Raw genomic sequence first — 23489 nt, forward strand, 5'->3', positions numbered from 1 at the left:
TTATATGGAAATCGAAATATGTACTGACGCCCAATATTGGGATGCCTGTATGGAAGAATACAATGGTTCTGTATTTCATAGTTACGAATGGGGAAAGTTAATGGAATTATTACCTGGTGTTCAATTTTTCCCAGTACTAATAGAAACACGAGATACAGTAGTTTTAACTCCTATGTATGTACAGGATGGTAGGCTTTTGGGAAGTTTAATTGGTTATGGAGGTCCAATAATAATTGGCCAAGATAAAATAGATTTTTCAGTTTATGAATCCATAATAAATAAGAAGTTTGAAAATAAAATTCAAAAGCTTTTATTACCTATAACGATAAATCCTTTTCAAAGTTATAGTAAAGAAAAGTGGGATTATAAAGAAACTTATATGTTAGATCTACCAAATAGGTTTGAGGATTTATGGACATCGTGTTCTGGAAAAGCTAGGACAAGTGTTAGGTATGCACGTAAACAGAATGTTGAAGTTCGTCCTATAACTGTAGCGGAATTAGATGAGTTTTACCAATTATATCAAGAACATAATACAAGTATAGGAGCGAGTTATTCATTTAGTAGAGAGTTTTTTTATCATTTAGTTCTTAATTTGCAAGAAAAAATCCTTTTCTTAGGGGCATTCTTAGAAGAAGAATTAATTAGTTCCAGCATTTTTATAATGGATAAAAAGGTTTTATATTATTGGATTAACATTAACAATACCGAAGGGAAAAATTCACAATCTTCATATTTACTACTAAATGATGCGTTTGAATTAGCAATTCATAATAAATTAAAGTATGCGGATTTAGGATATTCACATAATAAAGGGATTGCTAGACCTAAGATATACTGGGGGGCAGCTTTGAAAAAATGTTTTTGTTTAAAAGAAAGGATTTAAACTATGATTATTAGTGGCCACCAACCAAGTTATTTACCTTGGTATGGTTTTTTTGAAAAAATTCATAAATCAGATGTGTTTGTATTTCATGATATAGCACAATTTGAAAAAAAAGGTTTTTTAAATAGGAATCGTATTAAAACTTCACAAGGAGCGTCTTGGTTAACTGTTCCAATACAAATGAAGAATTATAAAGAAATTCCATTTAATAAGTTAAAGATAGACAATACTCAAGATTGGGAACGGAAGCATTGGAAAGCAATAAGAATTAATTATTCTAATGCACCTTACTTTAATGTATATAAGGATTATTTAGAAAATTTTTATTCAGAAGATTGGATTAATTTAAATGATATGAACATGAATTTTATTCATTTTATTATCCGTGAATTAAACATTGATACGGAACTATATTATGTATCAGATTTAGAGGGGATTACAGGTAAGAAAAGTGATTTTGTATTAGAGTTGTGTCAGAAATTTAATGCCAGTACTTATTATTCTGGAAGTTTAGGGCAAGATTATTTAGACGAAAATGATTTTGAGAATGAAAATATAGAAATTATCTACCAAAGAATAAGGGATTATTCCTACAAGCAATTATTTGGGGAATTTATACCACATTTATCTATTTTAGATATTTTACTAAATTGTGGACCAAAGGAAACAGAAAAATTAATTAAAGGAGTCTAAAATTTTATGAATGTACTTGTATTTGCCGCTCATCCGGATGATGAAATAATTGGTGTTGGTGGAACAATAGCGAAACATGTGAAACAAGGTGATGATGTACATGTTGTAATACTTGCAGAGGGAAAATCTTCTAGAGCTAAAGAATATAAAGAGCTAGATTTAGAGGTTAAGAACTTATCTTATAAAGAAACAGAGGGGGCATGTACTACACTTGGTGTAAAAAGTTTTGCAAGACTAGATTTCCCTGATAATCGTCTTGATACATTACCCTTACTTGATGTAGTGAAAGAGATTGAAAATCACATTAAAAAAATAAATCCTACAATTATTTATACTCAATATGGTGGAGATATAAATATTGATCATACTGTTGTTTACAGAGCAGTAATGACAGCGACACGCCCTCTGCCAGATACTAATATCAAATGGGTATTTGCATATGAAACTTTATCTTCTACAGAGTGGAATTATAATGAAAAAGATAAGTTTCTTCCTAATTATTTTGTGAATATTGAAGATCATTTGGAGGAGAAATTAAGTGCGATGAGACATTATGAATCTGAGTTAAGGGAATTTCCTCATCCACGCTCTATAGAAGCAATGAGACATAACGCATTTGTATGGGGTGCCAAATCTGGATACCAAGCGGCTGAGGCATTTATGTTAGTAAGGGGGACATGGTAGGTGAAGAGAATATGTTAATACCACAGGTCCCGTTCTTTGGTTTAGATAGTAAACAGATTGACTTAAAATGGGTTGAAAAAGGCTATGGATTAGAAGCAAATATTTTTGATGGGACATCTTTATTTGATAACTCATATACAAAAAGGTTTTCTGAGGTCCTGTCTTTTGTTCAAACCCTTAATCCATCCTTGTTAACGCTGCATTTTCCTACTGATAATGCAGACTATCTCAATGATGAATTTATTAAAAAGCAACTATATGAATTTATTAACCTTGCTATAAAGTATAATGCATCAGGTATAACAGTGCATGCTAATCAATTCATGAATGTCGCGGAATTTCAAAACTATAATCTTCTAGATAATAGAAAAAGGATTATAGAGTTCTTTAATATGCTAGATGAGGAAATAAAAGGGACTGATATATGGATTGGCGTTGAAAACCTACCCATTATTGGAAACTTGGGCGATGATTTTGATCCTATATTTATATATCCCGAAGATTTTACTGATTTGGTTAATCTGGAGTTATCTAACGTTGGAATAACATGGGATATATGTCATTGGTCTATAACCTATCTTACACGTTTAGGTATTTCTAAATTATTAAGGCAAGAAGAAATTGAATATAAGGATTTTCATAAGTATTTAAGCTTAATGGATTATATTAAACATTTTCATTTTAGTTCTTTTAAGCATTTAACGATTCCTTATAGTGAGATACGTTGCTATGAGGGAGAGAATCCGGCTAATGGATCTATTGATGAAAGTTTATTACATGAAACTTTATTAAAAGTGAAGAACAATACTTTGGATAAAAACATAGGAATTGTATTTGAGGTTCAGGAAACTGATTATACGAATAGAAAGAGGTCATGGGAGACTCTTAATTGGTTTCATAAAAATATTACTGGTATGCAAACAAAAATGAATTATTTGGAGATATAAAAGGCACTATCGGTTTATTTATTTTTACATGTAACTTGAGTTAGAGATTATTTTAATGAACCTTTTCTTCTAAGTAAGTGTGTTAGGAGGGAAGGTTTTACTATTAATCTTTTTTAATCATAGGGAGGACAAATGAAAAAACTAACTCTTATAAAGAAGCTTATTGTAACTTTTGGGATTTTGTTGCTTTTCCTTTTTAGTAATTTATCTGAGGATGTAATACTAGTACATGCTATGACTAAGAACGACCAAAGTTCTCTCATGTCAGATAAGGTTCGTGCTAGTCGAGCTATTGAACATACACGTTTTCTGTCTGAGAAAATTGGTCCACGTCCAAGTGGGACTAAGGAAGAACATAAAGCAGCTACATACATTGGAGATACATTAAAAAAATTAGGGTATGAAGTTGAGTATCAGGCCTTTCCTGTACCAGATCAATATATTGGGAGTATCTCTTTTAGTGTGTATGGAGAAAAAGAATGGCAAGTTGGAGCAGCATCTAATGCATCTATACCTAAAGATCCTGTCGTAGGGCCGGTAGTTTCTATAGGAAAAGAGAACGATATTAAAAATTCACCTGAGCCAATTCATGGGAAAATAGTATTACTGGAACAAGCTGATACGTATGAGAAATATAATGAACAAGTTGAGTATGCAGTAGAAAAGGGAGCAAAAGCTGTATTGTTATATAGTACGATTGGGGATAGAGGCAACTATGGAGAAGCCTTTAACCCAGTTCTAAAAAAGAAACAATCAATACCTGTATTTGGGCTTGCTTATAATCAGGGAATTAGAATGAAAGATAAAATAGTGCATAATAAAAATATAGTTAGTTTAAAGGCAAAACATGAAATGAATTTGAGTTCATTAAATGTTATTGCGAAAAAAAAGCCCAAATACAAGACAGATAATGAGGATGTAGCAATAATGAGTGCTCATTATGATAGTGTTATCGGAGCACCTGGAGCAAATGACAATGCTTCTGGCGTAGGACTTTTATTAGAGTTAGCATACAATTTTAAAGATATAGAGATTAATAAAGAAATTCAATTCATAGCGTTTGGAGCAGAAGAAAATGAATCCTTAGGTGCTTACCATTATGTTAATCAGTTATCTACAACAGATAAGAAACATATTCTAGGGGTTTTTAATGCAGATATGATAGCGACAAGTTACCAACAGGCTAAGGACTTATATGCAATGACACTAGATGGCTCTCAAAATGAAGTAACAAATACTGCAGTAGCTACTAGTAAAGCATTAGGGAAATCGGTTGTATTAACTGGAAAGTTTGATTCTAGTGATCATGTACCATTTTACGAAGCTGGAATTTCCTCAGCACTATTTATTTGGATGGATGTAGAGAGTTGGAATCCCCTAATTTATCATGTTGAAAAGGTATTCCATACACCTCAAGATACCGTTTTAGAAAATATTTCTCCTCAACGTATGCAGGAGGCACTAGAAATTATAGGGACAAGTTTATATTACTTTATCAAAAGATAGGTTTTTTCGGGGGGGGGAGGGGGTCAGCATAGCCGACTAAATTTAGATTTTAATAATAATATAGTAAAACTTTTGTTGGGATAAAAATATACTTTGAGCATAGGCGAGGTAACTATATGAGGAGTACATGGAAAGAATTAAAGGGGATGGATTTTAATGTCTGGATCCGCTTTATCGGAGAAGCCTTAAATGGTATTGCAATGATGATGTTAATGCCATTTTTTGCATTATATTTAAAGGATAAAGTGGATTCTCTACTTGAGGTAGGTATAGTTATAGCTTTATCCCCAATTGCGGCGAGTTTTGGTTCATTAATTGGAGGGCATATAGCGGATACTTATGGACGGAAACCAACTATGGTACTCTCTATGGCCAGTAATGGGCTACTAATGCTTGTTTTTTTGTTTATTGATAGTTTTATAGGGTATGCCATTTTATCTATTGGTTTAGGGCTATGTAATTCTTTCTTTGAACCAGCGGCATCTGCAATGGTTACCGATGTAACAGAACCTGAAAAAAGAACTGAGGCATATGGATTACTTAGAATGGCTCATAATATAGGAGCTGCGATAGGCCCTATAATTGGTGCAGCAGTTGTGGTTGTATCAAAAGATGTCATATTTTTGATTACTTCTGGAACCATGCTGTTTTATACAATATTAATGTTATTGTTTCTAAAGGAAACAAAGCCTAAAAATATAATGATACATGAGGAAACACATAAACAGTCAATAAGATTTACGTTAAGAGTTGTTATAAGAGATAGAATATTTCTATTCTATATAGTGACGGGAATCATTATATTTATGGGATTCTCACAATCGGAAGGTATGTTACCACTTCATTTTAGTAATGAGAATACAATGATTTTTGGAAATAGTAATCCATTTCCATATTTAATGACTTTAAATGGCTTATTGGTTGTATGTTTCCAATTTCCTATTTCAAAGTGGTTAACTCACAAACCAATTGGTAAATCAATGCTATATGGTGCTATTCTTTTTGGCGTTGGCCTTTTAGCAATAGGATGGTTACCAAAGTGGTTTCAAGTAATAGACGCAAATGATTTAATTATTCTAGGCTCATTATTAATAGCTTATACAGTTTATACAGTAGGGGAAATGATTATGTCACCTGTCCAAATGACATTCGTCGCTAATATAGCTCCAGAACATTTGAGGGGGACTTATATGGGGGCGGCTAATCTGCAATGGATTACAGGTAATGTATTTGGACCTCTTCTAGGCGGTGTATTACTGGATCAGCTTTTAGGACATATGTTATTTACAATCTTAGGTGTGGGTTGTATTATTTCTGGATTTGTTTACTTACTATTAGATAGACTTATTGAGAATAGAAGTAAACAAATACCTATAAAACAAACATCTTAATTTTAATATTGTTAATGAGTTGAAAATTAAATTTTATGTTTTAAGGATTAAATAAAGTGCACGTTTATTAAGAGTAAACGTGCACTTTATTTATTAGTGTTTAAACTTAATTTATATATAGTGAGTTTTTTAGGTGACGACTTAAGTGTATAAAAGTAATTTGCTACTTTATTTAATTAATTTCAACTAGACTTCTTGTCTTATCAATATGATTAAGTAACATACGATACTCTTCTTCGTACATAGTTACACGTTGTAGAAGGGAATGATTTTCTGTCTCTAAAGTTTTTATTTGACTTTGTAAGTTTGTAAATTCATATGTTTTTTTATAATTTTGTAGAAAGAGAATAATATCATCTAATGTCATAGATAAAGAGTATGTTTCTTTTTTTGTTGAGAGGGAGAAATATTGTTTCCCACTTCTCGATTTTGTTTTGCTCGTTGTATTTCCTCTTGGTATTGTTTTCTCACGTATGAATTCCAGCGAAATCCACAAGCTGCAGGTGTCCGATTTAGTAGCTTTGCTACTTCCTTGAATGCAGTTAACTGTGTTCCACCGTTACGAATATTCTGGAGTACTGTGGATGCGAGAAGTAAATCGTTATCGTTCGTCCAGGAATCTTGTCTTGAGAGTACCACGTTTTAACCTCCTTTATATGTTTTATAACATTAATCAAATTAAACGTTCTCTTTTCCTTTTGTAAATTTGATATCAATCTCTCATTTTAATCTACTTAGAATAAATCCGTTAATACGTAGATTGCTGATGATGCGTTAGGTGGATTTACTTATATCACCCACCAATTTATTAGTGAAAAATTAATTTCGTTGTACATAATATTATAGGATCTTCTGACAAGAGACAATTACGCTGATATAGCCACTAATAGGAAATAAGAGTACTTTATCTGTTTGTATTTTGGGTTCTGGATAACGATTGTAATATGAGTTTTTAATAGACATTTAGTAGATATTTGTTAATTTAACATCTCTAAATGGAGGCATGTAACTTGAATATAATAGATTAAAAGAGGATATATACTATTGGGGTTAAAAAGAAAACGAAATAGAGAGGATATTTTAGGTTAGGAAAATTTGAATGGAATTGTCATTAAAGATAGGACCTTTCAAAAAGGGAGGATAATTGACAACTGTAGGTACTATGATTAGGAATTTAATTCTAATCATTTTATGTTGAGAAATAAAAAATTATTTTGTAAAAGGCGAGATGGGGTTTTCTTACTGTAACCATTTCTTATTTATCACTAGACAGCTTGATTAATAAGAGAAAAAAGTTGGTGAGATAAAGGGCATCATTCTAATTAGAATGATGCCCTTCTTAATTTTAAATATAATTTAATGAAATACTTTTTCAATTGTGGGCATAACAGCTATTGGTGGTAGGGATTTAGTCCATGCAGCTGCATATACATTTAATTTCTCACCTAATGTGTAGTTTTCACTATCTGAAACAGGAACTCTTAAAATCTTATTTTGAGAAACTAGATTCCACCAATCATGTTGATAAGCAAGAGCTTCATCTTTTGTAGACGTAGCTGCAACTACTAAATAATTGTTCTCTACTGAAATGACATATCCAGTAAAAGGTTCTTGTTCTTGGTTCTGAATAGAATGAACAGGAATATTGTTGGCGGAAATCTTGTTAAAATCTGCAAAGGCCGGTGTTAATCCGAATGTAAATCCACATCCTAGTGTTAAAGCTGTTACCGTTGTTACGAATGTTTGTTTTTTGTTAAACATGATATATCCCCCTTATATTTTATCCTTACACTATCCACTTTCAATTTACATACATATAAAGCCTTTTAATATTAAGATATTTAACAATTCTGTAACAATTATTCCATAAATGTTAATATTATCTATTAATGGAATTGGGTTTATGTTATAATTCACTAGGTGAACTATTATTGTTCATTTCATCTCTTGATGAATGTATGCCCTTCCTTAAGTGTAAAGATGTTCGATTTTATTGGTGAAGAGAGGATATATCCCTCTTCTTTTTTTATTAATATGGGACTTTAGGGAATGAACAGAAAAAGAACCCTATGGGGTTCTTTTTCTAGGCATATTAACAGTAAGGAGAGTAATGAAATGCTAATTTCAAATCTTTATCAGGAGAAAAATTTGAAAAAGCTTATCATGTTATTATTTTTACATATATGTAATATAAAGTGAATTGATAATATTTAGACTTACTATTACTAATATTTAATTAAGATAGTTAGTACTACATTAATAGTGTTAACTATCTTGATTGGTATGGAATGTGATAGAAAGCATAAGTTTGTCGCAAACTTATGCTTTCAGAATTTGAAGAATATTCTTAATGTGGATTTTAAAGAAAATACAAAATTTTTACTAGATGTGAGAAAAAAGAATCGAAAATATCCTTTAAAATAAGATATATTTGGTTCAAAAAATTAGAGGGCACCAATTCATTAAAGCAGTAAAAACGTTTTAATGAATTAGTGTCCTTTTTGTTTTAAAAAGAGAATATATTTTCTCAACAGGACAAATGGTAATCAGCTATAAGTATTAATTATAAGAATAAAAGGAAAATAGAAATTAATAATAAAGGAGAATGCGAAATGATAACATTAATATCTGAAAAAATCTAGCTGAAATCCACGAAGACGATGTAGATGTATTAAAAGTAATGGCACATCCTGTTCGATTACAAATTGTAAATGAATTAATGCACCATAAAATGTGTAATGTTACACAGTTAACGGAAATATTAAGAATCCCCCAATCTACTGTTTCACAACATCTATCAAAATTAAGGGGAACCGTACTCCGTTCAGAAAGAAGAGGGTTAGAGATGCATTATTATATAGATAATGCTAAGGCACGTCAGATTGTTGAAATTTTAGGTTTGTAGATTAATAATACATAAAAGGTTTTCTGTTACAAGGCAGGAAACCTTTTTTATATGTATAACTAATTGTGTGATAATATCATACTGTAGAAACTACCTAACAATAATTTAAATTTAACAGCTTGTTTTATCTTGCCATACACAATTTAACACGATATATAGGTATAAACTTACAAAGAAGGGTTTTAATTAGAAATTAGATATAACAATGGATAATGGTAAGTGTATTAAAGAAATTATAGAATTAATGAAATAAAAAATAATCAATAGTTGTTGTAAATGCATATATTTATAAGAATGTGGCAGGAATGAAATGAACTTTACAGTTACTTTAACTTGGATGAAAAGAGATTTAATAATTGTTTAATAGAGTTCATTACCTAGTAAATACGGAGTTCCTGGGCTTGAAGGGGAGGATATAAAAAAGATAATGTGAATAATCCGAAACAAATATGTTTCGGATTAGAGGTTCGAGATTTTATCCATTTTCATTCAACGGTTTGTAAAAGGTAATAAGTTGAATTTTCTGGATTTTAATAAAGGAAATGTATTAGGTTAATCAATAGATACTCCACCAGAGACAATCAGTTTTGTTGGTGCTGGCGTATCTCCACCATTAAACGAAGAGTGTTGTAATACATTTAAACTAATTATGCTACATGCTAATGCACTTACTACTACCATACTTAATACAATTTTCTTAATCTTTTTCATTATTTTAACGCTCCTTTTCTCAAATGTTTCTTATCAGCATTATTACTAATATAGAAATATTTGCTTGCCTTAACATGATTATCTGCCTCATAAAATTGGATTGCTAAAATCCCTGCATATTCTTTTACACAATCCCACATTTCCTCTTTTTCAAAATAAGAAATAGCATCAGTAACTACTTTTTCTAGTTTAATTCTAGGTAGTTCTGTGATTAGTTCATTTAAAACTGCGAAACGATGCTTATATTCCTCATTTCCTGATTCATTTGTATACTTCATTCCTTGCTCGATATATGATTTTGCTGTTTCAATGCCTTCTAAATTATAATATGCTCTTGCTAAGACAAATAATGCTTTAAAATGATTCGGTAGGGTATTTATAATTTCAGAACTCTGTCTGATCGCCAATGGAAATAAATCTTGAATATTATATAACCAGCCCAAATTATGACGTACTCTTAATAATAATTGTTCTTCATTATACTTTTTAAAAACATCAATAACCGTATTGAGACATTCTTCAGCTCTTTCAAACTCTCTTAGATCTATACAAGCTAAACCGTATACATTGTCGCATAAGGCAACATTAATTTCATAGCCTACATGATTCTGGTATACTTTTTTTGCCTTTACTACATGTTGAATTGCTTCAAATGGTTGATAAGATTGATAACAGTAAGTTGAAAATCTATACTCAAACTCGGCTTTTTCTACTGCGTCAGGTATATCAATTAAAAGTTCTTCCGCCTTTTCATAGTGTGTTTTCGCTTCAGTATAATTTGCTAAAATTGTAGAATGAATTGCCTTAAAGAAATGATAATAGTAAGCTAAAAATAAAAAATCATCTTTGATAGTAGAGAGTTTTTCTATTTGATTAAAAGAATCTTTTGTAATACTCATTGCATCTACCAAGACCATATATCTAAAATTCAGTAGGGAATAATAGAATGATACATAGTGGTCTGCTTCTAGTCCTTTTAAACTTTCTTTTACTTTTAGGTATGTTTGTTTTGCTTCTTTTACATGATATAAACGAATTTCTTCATACCATTCGTGTAATAATCCCATCAATTGCTCATTACTCTTCTCTTGAACAGTCATAATATCCCCCTTTTCTATGTAAAGGCTTATTCTGATAATAACAGGAATTAGATACATTAAATTTAACAATGAGTTTTTTTCATTAATATACAGAATATTCGGAATATAGTGGTTACCCACCCTCTGTAATGCGACAAAATATAGCTAAGATAGTACAAATTTCGCTAAGTGATTTTTTGATGCTTAAATGTTTGCTATTGAATATATCGTATAAGAGGTGTCTTAGTACTATGGTAGAAAAGGAGGTAGCTTACATTGCTATTTTTTTGAGAAAATATTGGACTTATTAAGTTTCAAGGAATTCAATATAAGTATACTCATGTCTACTTATATTGAAAAGTGAGCGTTAGTTTATGATAAGTTTTGGGATTAATTTACTAAGGACAATGACAAATTTAAGAACAAGAAGAAAAGTAATGGATGCTAGAATTCTGCAAGCGTTAGGGTAGAATTTAAATGTTTTTTGAAAAAAAGAATTAGCTGAAGGGGATACAGTTGCTCTTCATGTACATTCTCGTACTAATTTTCAAGATAAGGGAGTTGCTATAGTGGATATATTTCGTATCAAGGATGGAAAGATTGTCGAACACTGGGATGTAATTCAAGAGATTCCAAGTGAAGCAGTTAATGATAATACGATGTTTTAGGTAGAAGGATATATATAAATTCAGATTTATAATAAAAAACTCCATTTTGATTAACCTTTTTTCAAAATGGAGTCTTTTTATTTTCCATATAAAATTAACAGTACCCTTGATGTATGAGTCACATCATAGTAAAAACTCTTCTATAGGCAAGAAGAGTTTTTTAGTAAGTCTATAGCATTCTGGGAGAAATTAATGTTTTTATTATTAATAATGAAAAATAATTAGGATAAGAAGGGGAAAATAGCATGAAAATGAAAGTAATGATTTTAACAGGTTCAGTACTTGCAGCAACAAATATTACGGGCAGATACAACTTTTAAAGATGTTCTTACTGATCATCATTTGGTCATATAAAGCATAAAAGAGAAAAATATCGTAGCAGGTTATAGAAATCGTATATATGGTTTCGGTGATAGTATTATACGTGGTTAAGTTGCTAGATTACTTTATCATTTTAGCCAAGATGGTTTTTAAAACATAATCAGTACGATTAAATGGGAGACATGAGTCATTGCTTATCGATGGTAAAGTAGACGTATATAATTTAAAAGGAAACCCATGCAACAATATAAATAATAATTTGTATGTGAACGTAAAAAATACCAAGATGGCCCTGAAGGGGAGGGGGGCTTGGTGTTTTTTAGCTAATATCACGATTTTTAAGTAATTTTCATATTCTGTTAACCGCACTAATATCAAGTTTTTTAATTCAATCGTTTAAATTTCGCAAGTGTATTCTTTATCTCTTTATCTTCCACATATCAGTGGGTAATCTTTGTATAATCTGATCTTATCTCTAAATCACAACTGTTACCCCAGTACCATCAAGTTAAAGTTTCATTTTATTTTGCTAACTTGATGGTGATGTGACGTAACCTTAATTATTTGGAAATTTAAAAAAGTCCCCTTAGTCATGTTAAAGGGACCTTGATCACGCAAATGATCTGTAAATCAATTCATTTTTGATAGACAGATCATTTGTATGATAATTTTTGTAAATAATTGCTGAATAGTGAATTTACATAAATGCTTTTAGAAGTTCTTGAATTAATGGGATTGCTCCACCTATAAATTTTAAAACTGCCATTGCGATTTCCATATTATTCTCTCCTCTTTTTTCGTATTAAGATATGATAAATCTTTATAAATTCATTATAGTAAGCGCTTACAATTATTACAATACATTTTCGTATGCAATATTGCATATTTATACATTAGATCTCTATTATTCATTTTTTAATGGTACTATAGCGAGGTGAGAGTCTTTAAGGGTTCTCCTTAATAGGAGGAAATATGGAAAGAGTGCAAGCGATTTACAGTAATCAAAAATTTAAGAGTTGGATTAAACAGGTATTAGCTGTAGGAGGAGTAATAGGGTGCTGTTATTTGGTGTTATATGCTTTCTGTTTCTTAGTTATCATGTAAATATTATACAACGAAACTAGTAGAGTCTTACCTAGAGAGGTAAGGCTCTTTTATTGTAGTACCTGGAGATGAGCAAACTACATACAATATCTATCAGGTTTTTCAGATCACTTTGTATGGTTCCTTGTTTAGAACAATAATTCCTATCATTGAAATTAAATAAACTTCTATTTAAAAGTTTCAATTTATATTGAAAACAGAATTCTATTGATAAAAAATATGTTTTTACTAGATACATATTAAAAAGACAAGTATAAATTATATTAGATTTTGGCAAAGTCTTTTTGACTTGGACAAGGATTTAAATCTTACTTATAGATTTGATTCCTTTTTACATACTATAATCCTTATATTGCTACGTAAACATAATACAGTAATAATGATTTAAAAGCAAGAATTTTAGTAGCGGTACGTTCACACATCCATCAACTTAAGATTTTAAAGTAGCTCTTAAACAAAAAACTTCTTTTTTTAATTGATTCATAGTAAACAAGAAAGGTTGGCAAATTAACAACTAAAGAGATTTCTTCAGGTAAGCTAATAAGTAATCTATCAAAAGGTCCTTTACAAAATTTATACATAAGTCAATTATAAGATCATGTAAATTTAAAATTATGTAAATGTTATACATTTTTGTAAAAGACATTCATTGACACTTGCGTATATAAGTAACTATACTCGTTACATCAAATTGAATGTGTGATAATACGATTTTATTATTATTACAAACATGTAAATATAAAGATAGAAAATCCCAATTTGATAAATACAATGGTAGAGGTGTTTATTTTAATGAAGCACAAATTAATTGCAACAGGTATCCTTGCAGGATCTATATTATCCTATTCTTCTAATATTTTAGCAGATACTCATAAATTCCCTGATGTTCCTGTATGGGCTGATAAATCTGTTAATTATTTAGTTGATAAACAGGTATTGAATGGTTATCCAGATGGAACTTTTGGTTCAAATGACTCATTAGACAGAGCTTCGGCTACAAAAATTATGACAAAAGTTTTAGGGATACAAATTGATCCTAATGCAAAACCATCTTTTACAGATTCACAAAACCACTGGGCTACTCCTTATATTGCTGCTGCTGAAAGAGCTGGTATTGTTAAAGGTGAAGGTAATGGAATCTTCAATCCATCCGGAAAAGTAACTCGCGCTGCTATGGCTACGATGCTAGTAAATGCATATAAACTACAAAACACACCAAATTATAACGAGCAGGTTAGATTTGAAGATTTAAAAGGGCATTGGGGAGAAAAATATGCCAATATTTTAATAGATTTAAAAATTTCTAATGGTACTGAGAACGGTTGGCAACCAAATAGATTTATAACACGTGCTGAAGCTGCTCAACTTACTGCAAAAACAGATATGTTACAACAAAATTCAAACGATGAAAAAGAGATTATTACTGCTACTTCATATGAAGATTTAAATTTAACAGTGACTTCGAAAATTACAGCTCAAGAGATTGATAGTTTTATTGCGAAATATCATTCGGATAGTCCTTTAGTTGGACATGGGCAAGATTTTATCAATGCGCAAAATCAATATGGCGTGAGTGCTCATTATTTAGCAGCGCATGCGATTTTAGAATCTGGATACGGAAAATCAGAAATCGCATATCAAAAACATAATCTATTCGGTCTACGTGCATATGATGGAGATCCGTTTAAATATGCGAAATATTTACCAAGCTACGGCGATAGCATTGCTTATAACGCTAATTATGTACGAGAAAGATATTTAGAAGAAAGTGGTATGTATTATAACGGGCCAACATTAACTGGCATGAACGTGAAATATGCATCAGATAAAGGTTGGGCTAAGAAAATTGCGGGTATTATGGAACGTATTAAACCGTTTCGTGTAGAAGACTATACATATGCAAAAAAATTACCAAAGAATCCTGAAACATTAGATGTCGACGCATTATCTAATGAAATTCCATATAAAATGTATGCAGACGGTTCAAGCTCAAATGTTGTATCATCAGCTACTTACTATCAGGTACCTTATCCATTTAATTTAAAAATTAAAAGTAGACCAGATGTAGCTGTCGAGGAGAATAAAGTTGGTACAGTAACTTCTGGAACAACCATCTTTATTTATCGTGAAGATCCAAATGGATGGGTAGAATTCTCTTTTGAAGCGAATGGAGAAAAATATTGGACATTAAAAAGTAAATTAAGTATGTAATTAAAAAGATCTATTTCACTACTTTTAATCGATTAGATTATAATCTCATATAATTGAGAGACAATTTTTTTACTTTCTTAAAATAAAGTTATGGATACAAGAAAAGTTAGAGGATTATTTTCTCTAACTTTTCTTCGCTAGTATTTGAAATTAAAAAGATGGTGGAGTTACTCCAAATATAACAGTGACCTTGTTTAAAGAAGTGTTTTCCCATTTATGCTTTGCATAAGGTGGGATTTTAACACTATCACCTGTATTGAGAAGTAAAACCTCATCATTTAGATATAGTTTTACTTGTCCTTCCATAATAAATGCTATTTCTTCCCCTTTATGTGCCACAGGCTCCATAGATGAAGCAGTTTGAGGTAACAGATTCATTAAAGCCAATTCTAGTGATCCATCTAAATTAGGAGATAATAGCTCATACGAAACATTGCCGCTTTCAGGAAAAGTTATTTTTTTTCTTTGGTTAGCTCTTACAACTAATTCTTCTGTACTGGTATCCTCTAAGAAAAAATTAAACAATGGAATATTTAATGCTACAGAAATTAATTTTAGTGTTTGTAATGATGGATTTGTGATTCCTTTCTCAATTTGACTTAACATGGAAGGTGTTATATCAGCTAACTCTGCTAAACGTTTACTGGTTAATCCGGCACCTTTTCTAAATGCCATAATTTTTTGACCAACATTAATATTGTTCATATATGTAATCCCCTTTAAATAAGTAAATAAAGTTAAGTTTTAGTTAATTTTATTTACTTATAATTAATATATTGTTAATATATACTTAATTATAATAAAGTATGGTTAATTTTAAAACATCATATGTACATATGTCAGCAGCTGCTTCTCGTTTGAATAATACATATGCAAATAAAAGTTGCTGAATCTCATCCTCTATTTGTATATCTACCATGTGGAGTAGGAGTAGGATATGGTGATGTTTATGGTATGAAGATCATGTACATGTATTTTTTGCTGAAATTATCCATTCTCCGTATAGGCTATTAGGTATGATGACCGGATTATATGATGGTATTCCCATACAAGATTCTGAATGAAAAGAATTCTAATAAATAAAGAACGACTTAAGAGTAAACATCAATGTTGTATTATAAAATTTTTAAGGAAGTGAAAATATTATGAAATCAGCTTTAAATAGTATTATGATCTCCTCGATTCTTGCAGTAGGAGGGGTCATTTCGCTTTTGTTTACTTTAATGGGAGGTCAAGATTGGATCTGGGATTGGGTAGGGTTATTACTGGCATATCTATCTTTGGGCATTTTAATAGGCTTATATAATAAAACTGTGGATCACAAAACATTATCTAGAATATTAAAAAGAATTTTGTTTATTTCCTTTAATTCTACAGTATTAGGAATAATAATAGGGATAACATGCCAACTATTAGGAAAGGCGAATCTTACTATAATGATGTATTATTGGTTGATAATATTATTACTACATTTAATTACTGTAATAACATTGGTCATCCTGGTATTTGTAAATCGAAATGGTAAAAATTATAGCTTACTATATAAATTCATTATACTTTTAAACATTTTCCTTACCTTAGGACCAGTATTATATCCTGTGGTTCTAACTATTATAGGAAATGGCATGAATGCTAGTGCAGGGCACTAATTTTCGCCTATATAGATTATTAAAACGATTAGTCCAAAAGTGAGTTTGGTTAAGCTAATGACTCTATAAGCAAATAGAATAATAAAAATAACAACATAAAGTGGGATAATAAGATAGGAAGAGAATTATAACATGAAAATTAAGCTTAAGAAAAAGAGAATTATAAGTGTATTGTTAGCTATTACATTAGTAGCAATAGGGTATTACATGTTTCAATCTATTACAAATCCTAAGCTGGTAAATGCGGAAGAGGGAAACAGTGTTCAACAAGTGAGCAGTCTACCTAAAAATGAATTAAAAAAACCAATACCTAATCGTTTTGATGGTAAAGAAAGAAAAGTTGCATATTTAACTTTTGATGATGGACCAGGAAAATATACAGCTAATCTATTAGATGTATTAAAGAAAAATGATGTGAAAGCAACATTCTTTTTAATTGGCGATAATGTGAAAAGGTTCCCAGATTTAGTGAAACGAGAGCATGTAGAGAACCATTATGTGGGTATGCATAGTATGACACATGATTTTAAAAATTTATACACCAATCAGGAATATGTGAAGGAAATGAAAGAGGATCAATCTTTAATTAGAAATGTTATTGGAAACTCCCCGAAATTAACACGCCCACCATATGGATCAATGCCTGGATTAAATGAATCACTTCGAAATGAAGTAGTCAGAAATAATTTAAAAGTATGGGATTGGACAATTGACTCTCTAGATTGGAAATATAATAAACTACCTGTGGATGTAGCGGCCGCAAAAATTGTTCAAAATGTCTTAGCAGGTGCGACGTCTTCAAAGGAAATTGTTTTAATGCACGATATTCATCCACAATCTGTTGCGGCAGTTCCAGCAATTATAAAAGGATTAAGAGAAAAAGGGTATGAATTTGAAGCTTATGGTGAGAACAATCATTTTCCAATAAACTTCTGGCATGATAGCCGGATATAAAAGTATTTATGAGTTAAATGAATGGAATAAGAAATTGATATAGGGTTTAAATATATGTAAGAGCGCGTTGATCTAAATATATACCAACACGCTCTTTATTTATTTTTTATTATTTAAATGTAAGTATAGGGTTTTTATCGTATATAAATAATTAAATATCTTTTATTTTTATACAATAAATTACTTAATTGTTATATAAATATTGAATGAATTTAATTGTCGTTTTTAAAAAACAGTAAAATTGGCACAACACTAAACGTAATGGTAGTTATAGCAAGTGTCTCTTGTATCATATTATCTATACTAGGATTTTGGGGCCTTAATAAAGGGGAGCATTGTGAAGTCTTTTAATAGTATGCTGGATAACTTGCAAAAATTAATTGGAGAAGTAAAAAACACAACACAAGAAGTTACTTTTTCTACTGATGGGATGTTACAAGTTACTAAACGAGCATCTCATATATCAAGAGAGGTTGTTCATACTTATATTTGTTATCTATCTTGTCTCTTATTACTTGTATCTTCCAACCACTTAGAAACATATTCTTGCATACGAGATTCTAATGATTGAATCGTTTCATTTGATATAGCAAGTGCTTGATCCGCATACTTATTCGGGAACATGTTGCGCAAAGTAGGTTCATTTTCAGCACCATCTCCTGGTTCACGGTAATCTTCAATGATGTAATCATCGCCATTTTTTGTGACTGTCACACGGACTGGAAGTAAATGTCCTGCTTGAGGAACTGTCTGTGTTTCGCGGTTATATCCTTGCATGAGGGAATGGAGATAGACATACATTTTTTCATCCTTCATCTCAGTTCCATAGATTACATGCGTCTCAAATTGTTTTTTTGTATGATTTAATTTGTCTTGATTCCAGGCAATGATACTTTCTGAAATAAGGGAATCTAGTTTGCTGTTTAGCGGAATCTCCGTTACATCCTTTGCATCATTTTGGACTGAATCACACCCTGTTGTAATGAAAACGAGTGTGATAATGCTTACGGTAATCATTATCTTTCTCAAAATCTTATTTTCATATGTTAATGCAAAACGTCTGCTCATCAATTCACTCCATTTCTCTTCGTGCTAATCATCCACTGACATAAATATTTTATATAACAATAGTAAAATCGTCTTCAAACTAGAAACTTATTCTATCCAAGGGAATATAATACATACTATACCATTCTTACACATAACGGGAGAGACTCTATGAGAAAAGTTATAATGTATTGTGGGATCTTTAGTATGATTCTTTTAAGCGGTTGTATCCGATTCGGAAAAGACACTACAGATACCATTTATCTCATTCCAGAAGCATACGAAGGAGACCTTTTGGTTCTATACAATGTTCCAGGAGCTGAGTTGTTGCCAGAAGAAGATGGGTTTCGTGTTGTTACTTTTTCTGCAGACGGGACCGCAGTAACATCAACACCTAATATGAAATATGGGGAAGTCAACGATACCTATTACACGGTTAACAAGGAAGGAAAGCGCACCAAACTTGACGAAAGCTACATACGCGTTGGTTCAAATGGAAGCACTACTGAAAACATCGGTGAAGAAAATGAGCATACTTTCTCATACGCGAAATTGGAAGTCACACCTAGTGCATGCTCACAAAGCTTCTCATCATACGGGAGAGAAGTACCAGAAAATCAAGAACATCCTGTAGAGAAGAAACTGAGGGACTTACTGGTGCGTGTAAAAGAGCAGTATATGAAAGTGAAGAGCTAAATTTTAAAATTCTAAAAAGGGTGAATGGATGGATGATGTTAGGGATAGGGCTAATTGTATTAGGCATTTTACTTGTCAGCATAGTATCATACCGAGAAATAAAGAAAGCAGGGGGCGTTACCTGGATTGAAATTCTAGTCTATCCCTTTTTATTATTAATATGCGCGCTACTCGAGCATATTGATTTGCCAGGGTTTTTAATATTTTTAGGTTTGGTATGTATTGTTTTTGGTAGCTGTATGGTCATGGGCGTCAATATTCTATAACATTAAGAGCAAAGCATTTAGTTCAGTTGCTTTTTTATTTTATTTTGTAATTTTTATTTTTAATGTCTATCACACTAGTTACCCAGACATACAGGGTTCCAAGTGCTGGTAAAAAACTTAGCAAGTTGAATGTATTCTCTATAATATAGAATGAAATAAAAATGGAGGAAAAATAAATAGACAATGGAAGAAAAATGTATACGTCACGTTTTAAAGATTTTAAACTTTGCACTTTATTCACCTCAGCTTTTCTGGCATTATGTTTTAAATAAGAACCCGTAAATTTGCAGATTCTCCTGGTGATGATTTTAAAATATGTAACTCAGTTTTAATCATAGAATGTATTGAGTCACTATAAAAATCAAATATTAATTTTCTAAAGAATCCTATACAAACCTTATTGCGTTAGAAATACAGACCTAATTATAACCGTTGTAAATGGATCCAATTAGATTTCGGCCATCCCAGTATCCGCATCATAACTAGTAACACTTCCTGTCATCCCTTTTAAAATACCAACATGGACTGTTGCATCCGCACTAACTGTTACAATTTTCATCACATTCAGCTCCGTTTCGATAATATGCTTTGAATTCCCGCGTGATCATTTATTCGTTAGATAACAAAAACGCACCGTAACCCAGTGCGTTTCAGACAAATATACCTATATGTTTTACTTTGTAATTTGGAAGGAGCCACCATAATAATATGAAGTGTCTATCTTCAGTACTGCTACATATGTACCTGGTGTGTAAACTGTTGTAATAGGTGTTGTGAACCTAGAATAGTAGTGGTGCCCAGCCTCACCTGCAGAAATGGTTTTGTAGCGCTGCAATTCACCTTCTCCGTTCAATCTATAAATCTTTACAACACCCACATCTTTTCCGCCTATATATACCGTCGTATCAAACATACCACCTTGTTTTAACCTACCAGGGGCTAATTCTTGTATATAGTCCGCATTGTGATGCAATAAGAAATACGTTTGCCATGGCCAATCATCCACAACAGCTGAAGCTTGCTTAATCGTATTTACTTCAGCGCGCGCTTTATCAGGTAGCGTACTGTCTAAAACGATAAAACCCGAAAAGGTTAAGGCACCAATTAAAGCAAATGAACATAATTTTTTCATATTAAATTCCTCCCGTTTATCTGACATTTTCATAGTCTACTTACAGGTATTAGGTTGTCATCCATTAATTGGATTGTTATTATAAAATCAATATATCATTTTCTTTTAATTTAATCAAATTAGAATTTTCTAACAAATTATGAGAATAGATAAAATTCTACCTTTCTCCGTTTTTTCTATCATACAGAAGAAAGAACAGAGGCGATAAAGAAATTTTATTCCTCTCTCTTTTCAAATTAACAACATTTCCCGTTTGTACGGTACGAGACTATATTAAACATAAAATAGACACGAAAGGGGATTGGAATTAGCGAATATTTACATGGAATCTAGGAGATGCAAGCTCAACATTTCATAACGGATCGATGGTTCCATTTCAACAGACTCCGAATCCGACAGTAATTTTGTTCTGTTTATTCATGAGGTAACGGAAGAGAATTTAGAAAAACTTGCTACAATTGCTCATCAGTATATAGAGGAGACCATCCATTGTTACAATTACGGCATTGTAGAAGAAATAGGTTAAAAGAATAAAACATACTGTTCCAAATTAATATTCCGTGTGTTTTTTGAACATATATCCCTTGCTTTTATGTATATATTGAATATATAAATATATTGTGTTATGATGTTAATTAGAAACTCGCGTGTTTCAAATACAACATTTTTATCTTCTTGATGACCTCTTATCTTTCCGTAAGAGGTCTTTTTTTTATCCCTTCGTATTGCATAGCCGTTAAAATACTATGAAAAGATACTTGAGACTACTACACTGTGATATTCTCTAGTGTTTTTTCTTTATCCATATTATCTATTGTTGGGTAAACGATGAATTATTACTTTTTGTATAATTTTTATACATCCTGCAAATACGTTATTTTTTAGTAGGCAATTAAAATTTACATACATAATGCATAGAACAGTAGTGAGGAGATAACAGGAAGTAATAAATATAAGTTTGGATGACTTCTTATTTTGTAAAACTAGGGTGTAGAAAGGATGAAACAGATGGAAGAAAAACGAATTGCGATTTTTGTAGTGGATGGCAATGTCAAAGTCGCGAGCAAACTCCGTGATGTTGTGTTAGATATTGTTGGTTTTGATAATTTAGGAGAATACGTAGAGCCTGCTTTTACAGGGATATTGTATTAAGAACAGGAGGGAGTATGATTCCAAAAGAAGTAATGGTAGAATACGTCTCAATTTCCTGATTTAGCAAACCTGCTACCAACTGAAATTGTTGTTTATCCAGCTATTTGCCGCGCAGCCCGATTGGTGAGGGCTGATTAAAGTTTCACTTTATTAAATTGGATTAAGAGATTCTTGAAATGAGGTAGTAACAAAACAGCTTTGTGGGAATTAAACAAAAGGCTGTTAAAACAATTAAAGTGTTAGTTAAAAAAAGCTGATAGCTGAGCGAGAAGTAAACAATTAAAAAACTTTACTACATATGTAGCAAGTTTTTTCTTAACGTACGAAAATCTCATTATGCATTACTATTAACTTAAGATCATGTATCTTATGATGAAATTCTATCTCTCTATTCATTTATTCGAAGATTCTTAAAACTCTTGCGATAAAACGTGGATGTATTTATAATTATAGTTAGTTAAGCTAACTAATTATAGTTGGATTTTCAACACAGGAATAGTTCAATAAAAAACAAGAATCTGAAGCAAATTTGTTAATCTATAGGGCGATTCCTCAAAGAATAGAGCTGTACGCAGAATGAATTTAAAAAAACGGTAGCGAAGGGAAACTAATTAAATGGCAGCTAAGCTTGGTTTATTTATGTTATGAGTATCTGATAATGCACGAGACAAAGAAATGGTATGTCGCTAATTACTTGCTTTCTGTGCTTCTTGTGCATCATTAATTGAGAAGTAAAGTTATTAAATAAAATACATGTAAGTATAAAAGATAAAGTTGGAGAAGGTAGATAAATACGTTGGATTATTAAATTCAACGTATTTTTACAGAATAAAAGTTAGTCTAACTTATTATAAGTTAAGCTAATTTAATTAGAAGGAGGTGAAAATTGTTTACAACTTGTCTTAGTAATAATACAAATTACTTAAATATACTGATTTCTATGGAACTTAAGAAATTTGGAACAAATAACAAGGAGGGTTTAATTAATGAATAGTTCTAAAGAAAATAATCCTATTTTGGCGGTCGTTAGCTCCAGCGGTAATCAAATTCATTTCTTCAATACGAAAAATTTTGAAAGAATAGGGGTTATAGATTCTCCAGTTACAGAACCTCATGAATTATGTTTCGATTCTAAGCGTCAATTGTTATATGTAAGTATTACTTATCGCTCAGGTTTTTATAGAAATAATCCGGAAAAAAGCCATGAAATTTTAGTTATCGATATTGATCAATTTAAAGTAATTGATATCATTGATATTTCGCCGGAATTTGCACCACATGGTTTAGTTTATAATGAAAAAAAAGACTTATTGTATGTAAGTGTTGAATCTGGTGAAGGAGGAATTTTAATTATTAATCTTAACACAAGAAAAGTGCTAGATAGAATCTCTACAGAAGCAACAGGTCCACATTGGTTTGTGACGAATCAGATGGTACAAAAGGATATTCCTCTAATAAAGAGGCGCCCTTTATATCGGTTTTAGATA

At 31.2% G+C, this 23489-nt stretch carries 19 protein-coding genes and 5 pseudogenes; 16 read left to right on the forward strand and 8 right to left on the reverse strand.

The features are described 5' to 3' along the window. Window positions 1-4: 4 nt before the first annotated feature. The 6 genes from CN409_RS07480 (at window position 5) to CN409_RS07505 (ending at window position 6107) form a co-directional block, all read left to right on the forward strand. On the forward strand, window positions 5-886 hold the full coding sequence (locus tag CN409_RS07480) for a GNAT family N-acetyltransferase (RefSeq protein WP_000401946.1): 882 nt from the start codon (window positions 5-7) through the stop codon (window positions 884-886). A 3-nt stretch (window positions 887-889) separates the two neighbouring features. Beyond that, window positions 890-1579, forward strand: coding sequence for a WbqC family protein (locus CN409_RS07485; protein WP_000587149.1), 690 nt, complete (start codon window positions 890-892; stop codon window positions 1577-1579). A gap of 6 nt (window positions 1580-1585) precedes the next feature. Continuing rightward, window positions 1586-2263 carry a PIG-L deacetylase family protein gene (locus tag CN409_RS07490; RefSeq protein ID WP_001101895.1) on the forward strand — a complete coding sequence of 226 codons (678 nt, stop codon included), beginning with the start codon at window positions 1586-1588 and terminating at the stop codon, window positions 2261-2263. A gap of 11 nt (window positions 2264-2274) precedes the next feature. Beyond that, complete coding sequence (locus CN409_RS07495; protein ID WP_003281342.1) at window positions 2275-3210, forward strand: apurinic/apyrimidinic endonuclease family protein; 936 nt, start codon at window positions 2275-2277, stop codon at window positions 3208-3210. Window positions 3211-3342: 132 nt separating this feature from the next. After that, entirely contained in the window at window positions 3343-4716 is a 1374-nt protein-coding gene (locus CN409_RS07500) for a M28 family metallopeptidase (protein WP_000737099.1), read from the forward strand. A gap of 116 nt (window positions 4717-4832) precedes the next feature. Next, entirely contained in the window at window positions 4833-6107 is a 1275-nt protein-coding gene (locus CN409_RS07505; protein WP_097981900.1) for an MDR family MFS transporter, read from the forward strand. A 172-nt stretch (window positions 6108-6279) separates the two neighbouring features. Here CN409_RS07505 and CN409_RS07510 read toward each other — a convergent pair. Together CN409_RS07510 and CN409_RS07515 are read right to left on the reverse strand one after the other, a co-directional pair. Beyond that, window positions 6280-6746, reverse strand: a pseudogene (locus tag CN409_RS07510) (RsfA family transcriptional regulator). Between the two features lie 717 nt (window positions 6747-7463). Further along, window positions 7464-7868 (reverse strand): DUF3221 domain-containing protein, encoded by a 405-nt coding sequence (locus CN409_RS07515; protein ID WP_000482311.1) that lies wholly within the window; start codon window positions 7866-7868, stop codon window positions 7464-7466. Window positions 7869-8719: 851 nt separating this feature from the next. Between CN409_RS07515 and CN409_RS07520 the strand changes: the two are divergent. Then, window positions 8720-9012: pseudogene (locus CN409_RS07520) on the forward strand (ArsR/SmtB family transcription factor). Window positions 9013-9564: 552 nt separating this feature from the next. Here the strand turns inward: CN409_RS07520 and CN409_RS07525 are convergent. After that, window positions 9565-9723 (reverse strand): Phr family secreted Rap phosphatase inhibitor, encoded by a 159-nt coding sequence (locus CN409_RS07525; RefSeq protein ID WP_000721352.1) that lies wholly within the window; start codon window positions 9721-9723, stop codon window positions 9565-9567. Beyond that, window positions 9723-10823, reverse strand: coding sequence for a response regulator aspartate phosphatase (locus CN409_RS07530; RefSeq protein ID WP_000217976.1), 1101 nt, complete (start codon window positions 10821-10823; stop codon window positions 9723-9725). The genes CN409_RS07525 and CN409_RS07530 overlap by 1 nt, the downstream gene beginning before the upstream one ends. Before the next feature lie 467 nt (window positions 10824-11290). Here CN409_RS07530 and CN409_RS07535 point away from each other — a divergent pair. Then, a pseudogene (locus CN409_RS07535) lies at window positions 11291-11470 on the forward strand (nuclear transport factor 2 family protein); the annotation flags it as partial. 1018 nt (window positions 11471-12488) lie between these two features. Here CN409_RS07535 and CN409_RS32165 read toward each other — a convergent pair. Beyond that, window positions 12489-12675, reverse strand: a pseudogene (locus CN409_RS32165) (hypothetical protein). Between the two features lie 1012 nt (window positions 12676-13687). Here CN409_RS32165 and CN409_RS07550 point away from each other — a divergent pair. Then, the gene (locus tag CN409_RS07550) at window positions 13688-15106 is read left to right on the forward strand and encodes an S-layer homology domain-containing protein (RefSeq protein ID WP_000680993.1); all 1419 of its coding nucleotides are present in this window, start codon (window positions 13688-13690) and stop codon (window positions 15104-15106) included. A 150-nt stretch (window positions 15107-15256) separates the two neighbouring features. On the opposite strand, the gene CN409_RS07555 is transcribed toward CN409_RS07550, so the two are convergent. Further along, complete coding sequence (locus CN409_RS07555; protein WP_001059815.1) at window positions 15257-15811, reverse strand: helix-turn-helix domain-containing protein; 555 nt, start codon at window positions 15809-15811, stop codon at window positions 15257-15259. Between the two features lie 165 nt (window positions 15812-15976). Here CN409_RS07555 and CN409_RS32250 point away from each other — a divergent pair. From CN409_RS32250 to CN409_RS07565, 3 genes and pseudogenes are all read left to right on the forward strand, one after another. Continuing rightward, window positions 15977-16161: pseudogene (locus tag CN409_RS32250) on the forward strand (D-serine ammonia-lyase); the annotation flags it as partial. Between the two features lie 90 nt (window positions 16162-16251). Next, a complete protein-coding gene (locus CN409_RS07560; protein WP_097981898.1) occupies window positions 16252-16755 on the forward strand; it encodes a DUF3902 family protein in 504 nt (167 codons plus the stop codon). A 132-nt stretch (window positions 16756-16887) separates the two neighbouring features. Then, window positions 16888-17709, forward strand: coding sequence for a peptidoglycan-N-acetylglucosamine deacetylase (locus CN409_RS07565; RefSeq protein ID WP_000694595.1), 822 nt, complete (start codon window positions 16888-16890; stop codon window positions 17707-17709). A 492-nt stretch (window positions 17710-18201) separates the two neighbouring features. Here the strand turns inward: CN409_RS07565 and CN409_RS07575 are convergent, their stop codons facing one another. Next, window positions 18202-18777, reverse strand: coding sequence for a hypothetical protein (locus CN409_RS07575; protein ID WP_000091044.1), 576 nt, complete (start codon window positions 18775-18777; stop codon window positions 18202-18204). Between the two features lie 150 nt (window positions 18778-18927). On the opposite strand from CN409_RS07575, the gene CN409_RS07580 reads away from it, so the two are divergent. Next, the gene (locus CN409_RS07580; RefSeq protein WP_001233343.1) at window positions 18928-19452 is read left to right on the forward strand and encodes a DUF6843 domain-containing protein; all 525 of its coding nucleotides are present in this window, start codon (window positions 18928-18930) and stop codon (window positions 19450-19452) included. Between the two features lie 32 nt (window positions 19453-19484). Beyond that, entirely contained in the window at window positions 19485-19718 is a 234-nt protein-coding gene (locus CN409_RS07585; RefSeq protein ID WP_000979114.1) for a hypothetical protein, read from the forward strand. A gap of 673 nt (window positions 19719-20391) precedes the next feature. On the opposite strand, the gene CN409_RS07595 is transcribed toward CN409_RS07585, so the two are convergent. Further along, window positions 20392-20850 carry a DUF5065 family protein gene (locus CN409_RS07595; RefSeq protein WP_016077685.1) on the reverse strand — a complete coding sequence of 153 codons (459 nt, stop codon included), beginning with the start codon at window positions 20848-20850 and terminating at the stop codon, window positions 20392-20394. Between the two features lie 999 nt (window positions 20851-21849). On the opposite strand from CN409_RS07595, the gene CN409_RS31710 reads away from it, so the two are divergent. Next, complete coding sequence (locus tag CN409_RS31710) at window positions 21850-22002, forward strand: hypothetical protein (RefSeq protein ID WP_000812116.1); 153 nt, start codon at window positions 21850-21852, stop codon at window positions 22000-22002. A gap of 986 nt (window positions 22003-22988) precedes the next feature. After that, window positions 22989-23486, forward strand: coding sequence for a YncE family protein (locus CN409_RS31715; protein ID WP_170955780.1), 498 nt, complete (start codon window positions 22989-22991; stop codon window positions 23484-23486). The last annotated feature ends 3 nt before the right edge of the window (window positions 23487-23489 follow it).

The sequence above is a fragment of the Bacillus sp. AFS012607 genome (assembly GCF_002558005.1).
In the GTDB taxonomy this organism is placed as follows: domain Bacteria; phylum Bacillota; class Bacilli; order Bacillales; family Bacillaceae_G; genus Bacillus_A; species Bacillus_A thuringiensis_S.